Source organism: Streptosporangium sp. NPDC002721 (assembly GCF_042888905.1).
Classification (GTDB): Bacteria; Actinomycetota; Actinomycetes; order Streptosporangiales; family Streptosporangiaceae; genus Streptosporangium.
In genome coordinates this window covers 70,415-84,899 of record NZ_JBIAQI010000027.1, presented here as the reverse complement: position 1 = coordinate 84,899, position 14,485 = coordinate 70,415, and the positions used below count along the sequence as shown (strand labels likewise).

10 protein-coding genes are annotated in these 14,485 nt (G+C 71.6%); 3 read left to right on the top strand and 7 right to left on the bottom strand.

Going from position 1 to position 14,485, the window contains the following annotated elements; all coding sequences use genetic code 11:
- Nucleotides 1-54: 54 nt before the first annotated feature.
- From ACFYWM_RS33550 to ACFYWM_RS33535, 4 genes are all read right to left on the bottom strand, one after another.
- On the bottom strand, nucleotides 55-1,587 hold the full coding sequence (locus ACFYWM_RS33550; RefSeq protein WP_389922111.1) for an ankyrin repeat domain-containing protein: 1,533 nt from the start codon (nucleotides 1,585-1,587) through the stop codon (nucleotides 55-57).
- A 273-nt stretch (nucleotides 1,588-1,860) separates the two neighbouring features.
- On the bottom strand, nucleotides 1,861-4,059 hold the full coding sequence (locus ACFYWM_RS33545) for a heavy metal translocating P-type ATPase (protein WP_389922322.1): 2,199 nt from the start codon (nucleotides 4,057-4,059) through the stop codon (nucleotides 1,861-1,863).
- 235 nt (nucleotides 4,060-4,294) lie between these two features.
- The gene (locus tag ACFYWM_RS33540) at nucleotides 4,295-5,371 is read right to left on the bottom strand and encodes a hypothetical protein (protein WP_389922109.1); all 1,077 of its coding nucleotides are present in this window, start codon (nucleotides 5,369-5,371) and stop codon (nucleotides 4,295-4,297) included.
- Between the two features lie 378 nt (nucleotides 5,372-5,749).
- Nucleotides 5,750-7,207, bottom strand: coding sequence for a hypothetical protein (locus ACFYWM_RS33535; RefSeq protein WP_389922106.1), 1,458 nt, complete (start codon nucleotides 7,205-7,207; stop codon nucleotides 5,750-5,752).
- A gap of 208 nt (nucleotides 7,208-7,415) precedes the next feature.
- On the opposite strand from ACFYWM_RS33535, the gene ACFYWM_RS33530 reads away from it, so the two are divergent.
- Nucleotides 7,416-8,099: a hypothetical protein gene (locus ACFYWM_RS33530; RefSeq protein WP_389922103.1), complete on the top strand. Its 684-nt coding sequence runs from the start codon at nucleotides 7,416-7,418 to the stop codon at nucleotides 8,097-8,099.
- A 25-nt stretch (nucleotides 8,100-8,124) separates the two neighbouring features.
- Here the strand turns inward: ACFYWM_RS33530 and ACFYWM_RS33525 are convergent, their stop codons facing one another.
- Nucleotides 8,125-10,695 (bottom strand): FAD-dependent oxidoreductase, encoded by a 2,571-nt coding sequence (locus tag ACFYWM_RS33525; RefSeq protein WP_389922100.1) that lies wholly within the window; start codon nucleotides 10,693-10,695, stop codon nucleotides 8,125-8,127.
- 75 nt (nucleotides 10,696-10,770) lie between these two features.
- Here ACFYWM_RS33525 and ACFYWM_RS33520 point away from each other — a divergent pair, with 75 nt between their 5' ends.
- Both ACFYWM_RS33520 and ACFYWM_RS33515 read left to right on the top strand, forming a co-directional pair.
- On the top strand, nucleotides 10,771-11,724 hold the full coding sequence (locus tag ACFYWM_RS33520; protein WP_389922098.1) for a phosphotransferase: 954 nt from the start codon (nucleotides 10,771-10,773) through the stop codon (nucleotides 11,722-11,724).
- Nucleotides 11,721-13,325, top strand: a complete 1,605-nt coding sequence (locus tag ACFYWM_RS33515) for an amino acid permease (protein WP_389922095.1) — start codon at nucleotides 11,721-11,723, stop codon at nucleotides 13,323-13,325. The genes ACFYWM_RS33520 and ACFYWM_RS33515 overlap by 4 nt, the downstream gene beginning before the upstream one ends.
- A 97-nt stretch (nucleotides 13,326-13,422) precedes the next feature.
- Here ACFYWM_RS33515 and lipB read toward each other — a convergent pair whose 3' ends face one another.
- Nucleotides 13,423-14,061, bottom strand: coding sequence for a lipoyl(octanoyl) transferase LipB (lipB, locus tag ACFYWM_RS33510; protein WP_389922093.1), 639 nt, complete (start codon nucleotides 14,059-14,061; stop codon nucleotides 13,423-13,425).
- A gap of 67 nt (nucleotides 14,062-14,128) precedes the next feature.
- Entirely contained in the window at nucleotides 14,129-14,314 is a 186-nt protein-coding gene (locus tag ACFYWM_RS33505) for a PspC domain-containing protein (protein ID WP_344743060.1), read from the bottom strand.
- Nucleotides 14,315-14,485: the final 171 nt, after the last annotated feature.

The window sequence follows — 14,485 nt, the reverse complement described above, 5'->3', positions numbered from 1 at the left end:
GGCCGCCCCCCGGCGCCTGCCGTCCCGGAACGCGGCCCGCGACAGGTCACCGCGTCACAGGGAGGCGAGGTACGCGGCGACCTCGTGCCGCCCCCCGTGCTCGGCCCACCCCAGGGGCGTGGCGCCGAATTCGGTGTCGCGTACGGACGGGTCCGCGCCGAGTTCCAGGAGAGTCCTGACCATGGGCAGGTCCCCGGCCCACGCCGCCTCGTGCAGCGGCGAGGCCCGGCGCACGAGGCCGACCTCGAATCCGAGGGAGGCCATCAGCCGCACCGCCTCGGCGTTCCCGTGCGCCGCCGCCCGGTTGACCAGGTGCGGCATGCGCTCGACGGCCCTGGCCACCAGTCCGGGAGCGACGTCCAGGCGCTCGGCGCGCATGCAGGCGCCCAGGAACAGGTCGACCTCGTCCAGGGAGCCCGTCGCCCCGGCCTTCGCGAGCATCGCGGCCGCCTCGACATTCCCGCCGAGCACGGCCAGCTCGTAGGGCGTACGGCCCTCGAAGAGCGGATGACCGGCGCCGGGGCCGTCGACGCCCGCGCCGTGCTCGATCAGGAGCCGCAGGCGCCGGGGCCGCCGCATCATGGTCGCGGCGAGCACCTCGTCCTGGAGCATCCGCTCCGGTGTCGCGTGCGCGGGGCCGAGGCGCCGGTGCCACGGCCCGCCGTCCCCCCGGCCGAGACCGTACTCGAAGAGCAGTTCCAGGTGCTCGGTGTCGTCGGCGCCGGACGCGCCGAGTCCCCGGTTGTAGAGGGTCTGGCCGTCGTTGGGGTCGGCGCCCGCCTCCAGCAACAGCCTGGCCAGCTCGGTGGAGCGCGGGTGCGGCGGCTCGCCGCGCTCGCCGCCGCCGAAGGCCCCGGTGAGCGCGGTGAACGGCGAGGGCAGCCCCTCCCACAGGTATCCCGCGTCCGGGTCGGCGCCGTGTTCGAGCAGCAGCCGGGCGGTCTCCACCGCGTCACCGCCCTCGACCCGCGAGTACGCCAGGTAGAGCAGCGGCTCCCACCGGTACGGCCCGCCCTCGGCCCGCGCCCCGGCCGGATCGGCCGCCAGCGCCGCCGCCATCGCCTCCGCCTGACCGGTCGCGGCCATGGTGTGGACGCTCGCCACCGCGAGCCCCGGGTCCAGGGCCAGCGCCCGCGCCGCCTCGCGACGGCGCGACGGGTCGTCGTTCCCGTACGGCAGGCAGGCCAGCCGGAGGAACTCCGCGACCGGGTCCGCGCTCTCGGGCACCAGGTGGGGCGAGCGGGAGTGGCGCGCGAGGACGTCGAGATGGGCGCGGAGCCGGGGCCAGCTCGCGAAGCCGTACGCCCTCGCGACCGTCAGCTGGGCGTCGGCCAGCGTGAACCCCTCCGGCGGGCGCGGACGCCCCCCGGCCTGCGGCGATCCGGCGGGCCGCGCCCCGAACCCGGGAAGCGGGCGGGGGTCTTCCTCGACCGGCCGCGCCGCGAGACCGGGGAGCGGGCGGGGGTGGAACTCCGCGACCAGCTCCAGCGCGGTGGCGTCGGCGGCGCGGACCGCCCTCCTGAGGCGCTTGGCCTGGTTCCTCAGGTGTTCGAGGCTGGGGTTGTCGGGAAGACGGCGAACGGGCACGGGTGCCTCCCTTTCGTCACGCCCGACGTCCGCGTGATCGGGCCGAAAAGGAGGTGGGCCGGATGATCGGGGTGGTGCTCAGGTGGGCTCCGCCCTTCCCGCGGACCGGGCGCGCCCTGCCGCGCGGACTCCACCATAACGCCCGCGCCGCCAGGACGCCTCTCACCCGAACACGCCACCGGAGCGCCCCTCGCCCGAACACGCCGTCAGAGCGGCCCTCCACCTGAACACGCCACCAGGGCGCCCTCGCGCGAACGCGCGCGAGGGCGCCCCTCACCTGAAGCGGCGCAGCCGGAGGCTGTTGCTGACCACGAACACCGAGGAGAGCGCCATCGCGCCCCCGGCGATCATCGGGGTGAGCAGACCGAGCGCGGCCAGCGGGATGGCGGCGACGTTGTAGGCGAAGGCCCAGAACAGGTTGCCCCTGATGGTGCGCAGTGTGCGCCGGGACAGCCTGATCGCGTCGGCGGCCACCCGCAGGTCGCCCCGGACCAGGGTGAGGTCGGAGGCCTCGATCGCGACGTCGGTGCCGGTGCCCATCGCCATGCCGAGGTCGGCCTGGGCGAGGGCGGCGGCGTCGTTCACCCCGTCACCGATCATCGCCACGGTGCGCCCCTCGGACTGGAGCCGCTTGACGACCTCCACCTTGTCGGCGGGCAGCACGCCGGCGATCACGTCCTCGATGCCGACGGCCTCGGCGACCGCACGGGCCACCGTCTCGTTGTCGCCGGTCAGCAGGATCGGGCGCAGGCCGAGCGCGCGCAGCGCGGCGACCGCCTCGGCGGAGGTGGGCTTGATCGCGTCGGCGACGGTGATCACCGCGCGGGCCTTCCCGTCCCAGCCGACCGCGACGGCCGTCTCCCCGCGCGCCTGAGCTCGCTCCAGCTCCTCCTCCAGCTCGGACGGCAGGTGCTGCGACCAGTCGGCGAGCAGCTGAGGCCGCCCGACGAGCACGGCGTGCCCGTCGACGACGCCCTGGACGCCGAGGCCCTCGACGTTCGCGAAGTCCTCGACCCGGGCGGTGGAGTCCGCCGCGCGGGCGACGGCGCGGGCCACGGGGTGCTCGGAGGCGGCCTCCAGCGCCCCGGCCAGCCGGAGCACCTCCTCGCGCTCCTCACCGTCGGCGGGGAAGACGTCCCTGAGGGTCATCGTGCCCGACGTCACGGTGCCGGTCTTGTCCAGGACCACGGTGTCGATGCCGTGGGTCGACTCCAGCGCCTCCGGGCCCTTGATCAGGATGCCCAGCTGGGCGCCCCGGCCGGTGCCGACCAGCAGCGCGGTCGGCGTGGCGAGGCCCAGGGCGCAGGGGCAGGCGATGATCAGCACCGCCACGGCGGCGGTGAAGGCCGCCGCGGCGCCGGAGCCGGTACCGAGCCAGAAGCCGAGGGTGGCCACGGCCAGCGCGATCACGATCGGCACGAACACCGCGGAGATCCGGTCGGCGAGCCGCTGCACGGCGGCCTTGCCGTTCTGCGCGTCCTCCACCAGCCTGGCCATCTGGGCGAGCTGGGTGTCCGAGCCGACCCTGGTGGCCCTCACCACGAGCCGCCCGCCGGCGTTCACGGTGGCGCCGACCACCGCGTCACCGGGCCGCACCTCGACGGGGACCGACTCGCCGGTCAGCATGGACGTGTCCACGGCCGAGGAGCCCTCCTCCACCACGCCGTCCGTCGCGATCTTCTCCCCCGGCCGTACGACGAAGAGGTCGCCCGCCGTGAGCGTGCCGACGGGAACGACCTTCCCTGAGGCCAGCGTGACGTCCTTGGCGCCCATCGACAGCAGCGCGCGGAGCGCGGCGCCGGCGCGGCGCTTGGAGCGGGCCTCGAAGTAGCGGCCCGCGAGGATGAAGGTGACCACCCCGGCGGCGGCCTCGAAGTAGATGTTCCCCGCGCCGTCTCCCCTGGACAGGGTGAACTCGAAGCCGTGCCGCATGCCCGGCATGCCCGCCGTGCCGAAGAACAGGGCCCAGAGCGACCAGGAGAAGGCCGCGATCGTCCCCAGCGAGACCAGCGTGTCCATGGTCGCGGCGCCGTGCCGCAGGTTGGTCCAGGCCGCCCGGTGGAAGGGCCACCCGCCGTAGACCACGACGGGACCGGCCAGGGCGAGGGAGAGCCACTGCCAGTTGTCGAACTGCAGCGCCGGGATCATCGCCATCGCGACGACCGGCACCGACAGCACGACGGAGGTGATCAGGCGCTGCCTGAGGGGGGCGAGTCTCCCCTCCTCAGCCGTCTCCTCCCGCCCGGTGGACAGATCGGTGGACAGATCGGTGGACGACTCGGCGGACACCGGCGGGGCGGGCGGTTCGGCGGTGTATCCGGCCTTCTCCACCTCCGCGACCAGGTCGTCGAGGGTGACGCCGGCGGGGTAGGCGACCTTCGCCTTCTCGGTGGCGTAGTTGACGGTCGCGGTCACGCCGTCCAGCTTGTTGAGCTTGCGCTCGACGCGGGCCGCGCAGGAGGCACAGGTCATGCCGCCGATGGCGAGCTCGATCTCGTCGCGGGCGGGTGCTTCGCCGGTGGTCACGGACGTCACGGCCTCTCCTCCCGCCTTCCCTGTCGTCGTACGCGGTCCGGGGCCGGAGACCTCGTCGCCGCCCGGGAGCGGGCCCGTCCCTCGCCCCGGCACCGGTCGCCGCCCCCGCGATGGGTGTGTCCAGGCATGTATCTCTCCTCGCTATGAGAACACGTAACCCCTACGGGGTATTTCACGGCTGGTGGCTGTGCCCGTGGCCGTCCCCGGACGTCGTCGCCCCGCCGCCCTCGGGGTCCGGGCTCGTGGCGGCGGTGAACACGGCGGTGCGCACGGTCCCCTCGTGCTTGAAGTCCAGGTGGAGCCCGTAGGTCCCCGCGCTCGGCACCTCGGCGTAGAAGACGATGTCCGGGCCGGGCGCGGTGCGCCCGTCACCGGGCGTGCCGTCGGGGTGCACGTGCAGGTAGGCCAGGTCGCCGTCGCGCAGCGCGACCAGGTGTCCGTACGCGGCCAGGTAGGGCTGCAGGTCGGTGACCGGCTTGCCGTCCTTGGCGATCGAGAGCTTCAGCACGCTCGTACGGCCGGGGATGAGGTCTCCCGCGAGGGTGACGGTGTAGTCGCCCACCTTGGCGGTCTCGGACGGGACGGCGAGCGGCTCGGGCCGGTAGTCGCCCGGCACCGACAGGTCCATGCCGAGCGTCAGGGGATACGCCCCCTCGGGGGCGAAATCGGCGAACGCGCGGTACTCCCCGGCGGCGGGGAGTTCGAGCGGGACCGACCAGACCCCGCCTCCCAGCTGGGTGGGATGCAGGTGCTGGAAGCCCGTCAGGTCACGGCGGACCACGATGAAGTGCATCTTCTTGTCGTGCTGGGTGGTGAACCCGGTGACGGGGGATCCGCCGGGGCCGATCACCGAGAAGCGGAAGTCGGTCCGCTTGCCCACCTTGACCTCGTCGGTCTCCGGCATGAGCATGTATCCGCCCTGGGCGACCTGGAGACCCGCGGGAGGGGGTTGCGTTCTCGCGTCCGTCGCCTTCCGCTCCCCGCCCTGCCCGGCGCTTTGCCCGGCGCCGTCGCCCCCGCCGTGCCCGGCACCGTGGTCCCCACCCGGCGCCGCGTCCCGACCCGCGGCCCGCTCGCCGTCGGCGCCGCTACCGGTGCCGCTGCCGCCGCCGGTGCCGGCGTCGCTAGAGCTCTCGGCCGACGCCGACCCGCTCCCCGCCGGACCGGCCAGCCGGCCCACCCCCAGGGCGCCGCCGAACACCAGGACCAGCCCCAGCGCGTACGCACCCACCTTGATCGCGCCGTTCATCCCAACCATCCCTCCTCAATACCCGTAGGGGGTATCAGATCGCTCGACCACAGTGCCACACCACCACCCTTTCAGCAACCCCCGGGGGGTATCCCTGACGCCGGTCTCCAGATCACAGAATGGCCGATACGCGGGTTCAGGACGGGATCTATGGGAAATCAGGGACGGGCGCCGGCCTCTCACCGCCGGATCCGCGAAAGGCCTCGACAGGTCGCGAACCCGGCGTGAACCCCTGCCGACCAGTGCCTTCGCACCCCGCGACGCTTTCCGGGCTCTCCGCCCCCCGCCGATCCCCGGCCGTCCCCGGCGGTCTCCGGATCTCCTCGACGGCCCTCCGGCCGTGCCGGGCGGGGAGAGGAATCCCCGCCCGGCCGTGGCTCAACTCGTCGCGATGACGCCCGGGAAGCCGTAGTAGGCCTCGTAGACGTCCGTGAAGTACTCACTGCAGGGGTCGAGCGCGCCACCCCAGTGGTCGGATCCACCCCCGCCGGAACCGCTGTGGACGCCCTTGGCGATCACCTTGCCCGCGGAGTTCACCGTGTAGACGGGACCGCCCGAGTCCCCGCCGAGGTTGCACTGCCCCTTCTTGTAGCCGCGGGTCATGTTGCGGGCGTAGTTGCCGCTGCCGTACCGGACATTGATCTTCAGGGCGTTCACCTTCCACCCGCACAGCTCGCCCGTGGAGGTGCCGCCCGTGCAGTACTGGTCGCCGTAGGCCGGGCGCCGCGACCACATGCCGCCCACGGCGCGGCTGGAGCCGGAGGTCTTGTTGCCGACGTAGATGCGGGCGGTGCTCTTCTTGCTGCCGCTCAGCCTGATCAGCGACAGGTCCCCGCGGTAGGTGGACTGCCCGTCGATGAGGACGGTCCCCTTGCTGTTGTTCCAGGTGTCCTTGACCACCGTGCCCATGGACTCCGAGGGGGTGGAGACGGAACCGTTGAGGCTGGTGCAGTGCCCGGCGGTGATCATGGCGTGGTAGCCGCTGTAGCGCCAGGGGAAGGCGTTGGTGCAGCCGCCGACGCTGGTGCTGATGCGCGCTCCGCCGTAGAAGCCGCCGACGCTGGTGTCGTTCCAGCGGGCGTCCTCCCCCGCGGGAGCCGGGTCGGTGACCACCCGGACCACGACGGCGTCGGAGCCGTAGCGGGCCGCCAGGGCGAGGCGCAGGTCGTCGGACGCCTGGGTGGCCTCCACGATGACCCGGTCCTGCTCGACCTGGACGAGCGAGCCGGTGACCGCCTCGACGCCGGGAAGGACGTCGGGGGTGAGCGCGACGATCTCGTCCTTGACGGCCTCCAGCCGGCCCAGGCCGTACTTGACGAGCTTCACCTTCGGGTGGACGAGCCAGGGGTTGGCGACGGCGGGCTGCGAGACCGCCGCCTCCGCGACCTTCTGCTCGGCCGTCAGGCCGGACCGGTCGGCCGCCCGCGCGGTGGCCGGGGGCTCCTCCTCGACGGGCACGGTCTCCTTCTCCTGCGGCGGAGGGGCCGAGGAGAGGTCGTCCGTGCCGTCGTCCGGCGGGGTGAGCTGGGGCGGCAGGGTCAGCGGCCGCTCGGCCTCCGCCCGCACGTCCTCCGTGGTCACGGGAATGACGACGACCCCGGAGCTGACGTACGGCTGGCCGTAGGCGGCGGGGTCGGCCTGGGCGCGCTGCTCGGCCTCCTTGAGCGCGTAACTCAGCTTGTAGTCGGGAGGGGTCACGTCCGCGTAGGGGTCATCGGTGATCACCGCTACGGGTGTCACCGGATCGGCACCGGCGGCGGGAGAGGGGATCGTCACGAATGCCAGCGCGAGTACGGGACTCGCGAGCGCGGCATGCCTGATGAACGCTGGGCGCAATGGGATCTCCAGGACGAAGGGGTTCAAGATCGGAGATGACGCCCGAGTAAAGCACACAAGATCTTTGCCTTGTCGGCGAAAAGTCCCTTATGAGAAGTTTGCTGATAACTTGTTTTTAGTCGGCCCCAAAGTGGAGCCGCAGGAGGTTCGCCGTCAGACGGGACCGGCCGACGTTGGTGGCCACGGCCGGGACGGGCAGGATGTCAGGATGCCCCCGACCACCCGGACCGGTCCTCCGGCGCCGCACGACTCCCGCTGGACCGCCTCGTTCCTGGCCTGGCCGGCCGCCCTCGTGCTGGGAGTCGTCGCCGGGCTGCTTCACCACCGGCAAGGCGACTTCCCGGAGGCCTACCTCGTCGCGGAGTCGTTCTTCTTCCGCTTCGCCTTCTTCCTGGCGGCGGTCGCCTGCGGGCGGGCGGCCTCCGGGGTCCGGCAGGCGGTGGCGGCCGGGCTCCTGCTGGCACTCGGCACCCACGCCGCCACGACGATGGTGGAACTGCTGCGAGGGGTGCCCACGGACTACGCGCTCGTCCAGGACCTCCCCGACGCCGTCATGCACCTGCTGTGGACGGTGGCGCTCCCCCTGACCGGCGTGCTGCTGGCCTGCCTCACCCGTCGCGAGGACCTCCGCGGGGACCTGGCCGCCGCCGCGCTCGTCCAGGGACAGACGATTCCCGCCGTCGTGTCCCTGGAGCAGGCGGCCCGGATCGAGGGGTGCTGCGTCCCGGTCGAATGGGGCTACCCCTGGCAGGACTGGATCGGGCTCGCCCTGTCCGTCGCCCTGGTCGTCCTCCTCCGGCCGGCCCCCGGCGCGCGCCTCCGCTCCCTGGTCGCGGCCGTCGCGCTCACCGGGCTCATCGTGGGGGTGAGCACGATACCTCGCTGGTTCTGATCCGGCGGAGTGCCTCCGGGGACGGTCAGGAGGGCAGGCGCCGGACGCGTTCCGAGGACGGGTCGTAGAGGGGTTCCGCGGTGACGGCGGCGCCCACCCAGGTGCCGGTGACGCCGACCTCCACCCGGTCGCCGGGGGCGGTGCCCCCGGGCAGGTAGGCGTAGGCGATCGAACGGTCGACACGGTGGCCGTACCCGCCGCCGGTCACCCGCGAGGCGGGCAGCCCACCGGCGCGGACCGGCTCCCCGCCGAGGCAGACCTGGCGGGGGTCGTCCAGGACCAGGCAGAACAGGCGTCGCGCGGGCACCCCGGCCCCCGCGCCGGCGTCGGCCCTCGCATCGGCCCTCGCAACCGCACCGGCGTCGGCCCCCGTACCGGCCCCGGCGCTCGCGTCCAGGGCCGCGCGGCCGAGGAAGTCCTTGTCACGGGCGACAGCGAAGCCCAGGCCCGCCTCGTGGGGGGTGGTCTCCGGGGTGATGTCCACGCCCCAGACGCGGTAGCCCTTCTCCAGGCGCATCGAGTCGATCGCGCGGTACCCGGCCGGGCGCATGCCGTACGGCGTCCCCGCCTCCATGAGCGTGTCCCACAGCGTCAGCCCGTACTCCGACGGGCAGTACAGCTCCCAGCCGAACTCGCCGACGAACGTCACCCGCTGGGCCAGCACCGGGACGTTCCCGACGCTGATCTCCCTGGCCCTCATGTAGCCGAAGGTCAGGTCGTCGCCGGAGACGGAGCCGAGGATGTCGAGCGCCCGGGGGCCCCAGAGGCAGTAGCAGGCGTGGGCCGAGGTGACGTCGCGGACGTCGAGGCCCTGGCCGCGGAGCCAGGCGGCGTCGTGGACGCCGAAGGCGGTGCCGGTGACCAGGCGGAAGCGGTCCTCCGCCAGGCGGGTGACGGTCAGGTCGGCCTCGATGCCGCCGCGCTCGTTGAGGAGCTGGGTGTAGACGATCGAGCCCACCGGCCTGTCGAGCTGCCCGGCGCACGCCCGCTGCAGCCCCTCCAGTGCCCCGGGTCCCGACACCTCCAGCTTGGAGAACGAGGTCTGGTCGAAGAGACCGGCGGCGTCGCGGGTGGCCAGGCACTCCTCGCGCACGGCGGGCGACCAGATCCGGCCCGCCCAGCCGTCGGGGCGAGGACTCCGGCCGTCCGAGGGGACGCCCTGGTCATCGAGGCGGGAACTCGGGCCGTCCGGGGCGACTTCCCGACCGTCCAGGGGGAGGTCGCGGGCGGGTTCGTACCAGTTCACCCGTTCCCAGCCGGACTTCTCGCCGAACGACGCCCCCAGCTCCACGTGCCGTACCCACGCGGGAGAGCGGCGCAGCGGCCGGGCGGCGGTGCGCTCCTCGCCGGGGTAGACGATGTCGTAGTACTTCGAGTACGAGTCCAGCGCCTTGGCCCGGGTCCACGACGAGGAACGGGCATGGCTCCCGAAACGCCGCAGATCCATGCCGAACATGTCGTATTCGGGCGAGCCATCCACGATCCATTCGGCCATGACCTTGCCCACGCCCCCGGCCGCCGCCAGACCGTGGACGCAGAATCCGGCCGCCGCCCACAGCCCGCGGACCGGGGTCTCGCCGAGGAGGAACTCGCCATCGGGGGTGAACGCCTCGGGGCCGTGCACGACCTTCGTGATCTCGGTACGGGTCAGGGCGGGGACCCGCCGCACCGCAGATTCCCACGATTCCTGAAATTTCGGCATATCCGGTGGAAATACGGTCCGAGGCTCCTCCAGCGGCGCGGCCGTCTCCCATATATCAGGATTACGGATATATCCGCCCACCAGAATTCCGCCATTCTCTTCCCGGAAATAGACAATGTTGTCCGGATCCCGCACCGTGGGCATGGACGACGGGACCCCGAACGATTCGGTGGTGACATATTGGTGCTTGATTGGCACGACCGGAATATCGACTCCGGCCATCCTCCCGACCCGCCCGCTGGCCGCCCCGGCCGCGACGACGACGGTCTCCGCCCGGATCGACCACTCCTCGAAGTCCTCGGAGCCCTCGGTCCCCGACGCGAGCCGTACCCCGGTGATCGCGCCCTTCGCCACGTCGAGTCCCGTCACGCGGGTCCCGGTGTAAATCCGCACCCCCAGCTTGCGCGCCCCGGCCGCCAGCGCCCTGGCCAGCAGCGCCGGGTCCAGCCAGCCGTCCCCGGGCAGCCACAGTGCGGCGCGCACGTCGTCGGCGTGCAGCAGCGGGAGCATCTCCTTGGCCTCGGCGCCGGAGACGACCTCCAGGCCCAGCCCGTAGGTCTCCCCGGCCCCGGCCAGCCGCAGCGACTCCTCCACCCGCTCGGGCGTGGTCGCCAGGCGCAGGCCCCCCACCCCGTGCCACCCTGGGTCGAGCCCCGTGAGCTCGGCCAGCTCGGGATAGAGACCGGCGGAATACATGATCATCTTGGTCTGGGTGACCGTGGAACGGAGCTGGCCCACGAACCCGGCCGAGTGCCAGGTGGTCCCCTCGGTGAGTTCGTGCCGCTCGACGAGGACCACCTCGGTCCAGCCGAGCCTCGCCAGGTGGTAGGCGACGCTGCAACCGGCCACCCCGCCGCCGATCACGACGGCCCGTGCGGAGCTGGGAAGTTTCAAAGCGCGCAACCCCTCTGTAACACCTAGTCCACAGAATTGGATCAATGGTATGAAGGTAGGCCAAAGGAGGGCGGCATGCCAGATCCTCTAGCGGACGTCCGTAAATGGGCCGGCCAGCCCCTGACCGAGACCCTGATCAAGGGTGGGCTCAGCCACCGGATCTCCCGGCTCACCACGGCCGACGGGCAGCGATGGCTGTTGCGCGTGCTGGATCCCCGGGTGTCGGAGGCCGGTCTGGGCATCCCCCTCGACCAGGAGATCGCCAACACGCTCCACGCGGCGGACGCGGGGGTCGGCCCCAGGGTGCTGCACCGGCTGCCGGGCGCGCTGGTCCTGGAGTATCTCGACGGCGTCACCCTCGACGCCCACGCCGTACGGGCACTTCCCGGCCCCGTCGCGGCGGCCTGCCGCCGGCTGCACGCCGGGCCCAGGTTCGTCAACGACTTCTCCATCTTCCGCAAGCTCGACGAGTTCCTCGCCCTGTGCCGTACCCACGAACTGGGCACACCCGACGGCTACGAGGACCGTCTTCCCGCGGCGGCGGAGATCGAACGGGCGCTGGCCGCCGATCCGCCGCCCACGGTGCCGTGCCACAACGACCTGCTGCCGGAGAACTTCATCCGCTGCGGCGACGAGGTCAGGATCGTCGACTACCAGCTGTCCGGGAACAACGATCCGGCCTTCGAGCTGGGCGACATCGCGGCCGAGGCGGACTACGACCCGGACCTCACCGCCCGGCTGGCCCGCGCCTACTTCGGCACCGGCGACCGGCGGCTCACCTCCCGGGTCCGGCTCAACCTGATCATGTCCAACCTGACCTGGACGCTCTGGTTCGCCGTGCACCACGGGCTGCTCAAGGAGCGGGCGGCCGACGCCGACTTCGACTACGAGGCCGAGGCGGCCGACAAGTTCTCGCAAGCCGTACGGGACCTGGACGACCCGGGGTTCGGGCGGCTCGTCGACGACGTCCGGGGCGCGAGCGCCGGATCTCCCCACCCCCCGCACCACCACGCAAGGAGGCTTGAGTGACCAAGCCAACATCGGCCGACCCCGTCGACGAGGACGCGAGACGCCTCGCCGAACTCGGTTACAAGCAGGAGCTCTCCAGAACCTGGAGCGGCTTCTCCAACTTCGCCATCTCCTTCTCGATCATCTCCATCCTGGCCGGCTGCTTCACCACGTTCGGCCAGGCCTGGAACAACGGTGGCCCCGTCGCCATCGCGTGGGGGTGGCCGCTGATCTCGATCTTCATCCTGATCATCGGGCTGTGCATGTCGGAGCTGGTCTCGGCCTATCCGACCGCGGGCGGCATCTACTGGTGGGCCGCCAAGATGGGCAGGCCGATCCACGGCTGGTTCACCGGGTGGTTCAACCTCATCGGCCTGATCGCCGTGACGGCCTCGGTCGACTACGGCTGCGCGACCTTCCTGAACATCACCCTCAGCCGGTTCTTCTCCGGCTGGGACCCCAACCTGACCAACGCGTTCATCCTGTTCGCGGTCATCCTCGTGCTGCACGCCCTGATCAACATCTTCAGCCACCGGCTGATCTCGACACTGCAGAACGTCTCGGTGTGGTGGCACGTGTTCGGCGCGGCGGTCGTCGTGCTGATCCTGGTCTTCGGCCCCGACTCGCACCAGTCGATGTCGTTCGTCTTCACCGAGACGATCAACAACTCAGGCTTCCCCGACTCCTCGTACTGGTTCTACGTGCTGCCGCTCGGCTTCCTGCTGACCCAGTACACGATCACCGGGTTCGACGCGTGCGCGCACGTGTCGGAGGAGACCCAGGGCGCCTCCACCGCCGCCGCCAGGGGACTGTGGCAGTCGATCTTCTACTCGGCGATCGGCGGCTGGATCCTGCTGCTCGCCTTCCTGTTCGCGGCCACCGACGTGGACGCGGTCAACGAGGCGGGCGGCTTCGTCGGCGCCATCTTCGACAGCGCGCTCCCCGGCAACCTGGCCACGGCGATCTTCGCGATCTCCACCATCGGCCAGTTCTTCTGCGGGATGAGCTGCGTGACCTCGATGTCCCGGATGACCTACGCCTTCTCCCGCGACGGCGCCATCCCCGGCTCGCGCCTGTGGTCGAGGGTCGACCGCAACCGGACCCCCGTCAACGCGATCGTCTTCGGCTGCGCGGCCGCGCTCGTCCTCACCCTGCCCGCGTTGTACGAGGCCCCCGGCGGACTGCCGCTGGCCTTCTACGCGGTCGTGTCGGTGGCGGTCATCGGCCTCTACATCGCCTTCGCGATCCCGATCTGGCTCCGGCTGCGGATGGGCGACCGGTTCCAGCCGGGGCCCTGGACGCTGGGGTCGAAGTACAAGGTCATGTGCTGGATCGCCATCGTCGAGATCTTCATCGTCTCGATCTACTTCATCATGCCGCTGGTCCCGGCCGCCGTGCCGTTCGACGACGAGTTCACCTGGACCGCGGTCAACTACTCGCCGATCGTGGTCGGCGTGATGGTGCTGGCCGTGGGCCTGTGGTGGACGCTGTCGGCCAGGCACTGGTTCACCGGCCCGCGCCGTACGGTCGACATGGCCGAGGCGTTCGACCCGGCCGCCACGACCGGCACGACCGGCACGACCAACCCGACCGATCCGGCCGGCAAGGAGCCGATCGGCTGAACCCGCTCCGGGGCGAGCCGACCGAAAGGCCGGTCGAGCCGACCGGAAAGCCGATCGAGCCGATCGGAAGACCAGTCGAAGCAGATCGGAAAGCCGGTCAGCTCGCCTCGAAGGCCTCCGCCACCGCCGCGCGGACCCGGTCCATCGCCGCGGCGGCGGGGGCCTCCCGCCCCATGGAGGTCATGTCGACGTCGGGCATGCCGCAGGCCACCGCCCAGCTCCACGGGGTCAGGTCGCCGTCGACGTTGAGGGCGAACCCGTGGCTGGTGACACCGCGGCTCTGCCGCATGCCGATCGAGACGATCTTCCGCCCCGTCTCGACCGTCCACACGCCGGTGAGCAGCTCCGAGCCCGGCGGGGTGTCGCGGCGCTCGGCCGGGACGCCGAGCTCGCCGAGCGCGCGGACGAGCCTCAGCTCGACCTCGCGGACGTAGTCGACGATCCCCTCGCCCTCGTCGAGCTTGACGATCAGGTATCCGACCAGCTGGCCGGGGCCGTGGTAGGTGAGCTGCCCGCCACGACCCGTGCTCACGACCGGGATGCCGTGAGCGGGGTCGGGCAGGTGCTGCTCAGGGGTTCGCCTGCCCACGGTGTAGACCTGTGGGTGGCTGAGCAACCAGAGCGTGTCGGAGCACTCGTCGCGCTGCCGCTGACCGACCAGGTCGGTCATCCGCTCCATCGCCTTCTCGTAGTCGACCAGATCGTCGTTGACCAGGGACAGTGGGCGTCGCCTCATGCCCCCAGCTTATTTTCACCGGCGGACCGCGAGCGCCCCGGGGACCCGGTGGGACCTCAGCAGGAACTCAGTAGCGGACCGCCGGCGCCTTGGGGACGAAGATCCACATGAGCACGTAGGCGACCCACAGGGGGCCCGGGATGAGCGAGAGCAACAGCCAGAACACCCGGACGAGGGTGGGCGGCATGTTGAGCGTCTCCGCGATCCCGCCGCAGACTCCGGCGATTATCTTGTGGTTTCTTGAACGGTGCACGATGCCTCTCCCCGAATCGGTGTTCTTCGTCTCTTCAAACGAACGACCGGAACTCTCCCGTTCCCGAGACATCCCTGAGAAAACCCTGTCAGGGTCGGCTTGATAACTTTTCACACATCTGAGCCTCGGCGCATCTAGGCGAAACCAGTTGATCACGGTACGTTCCGCCAT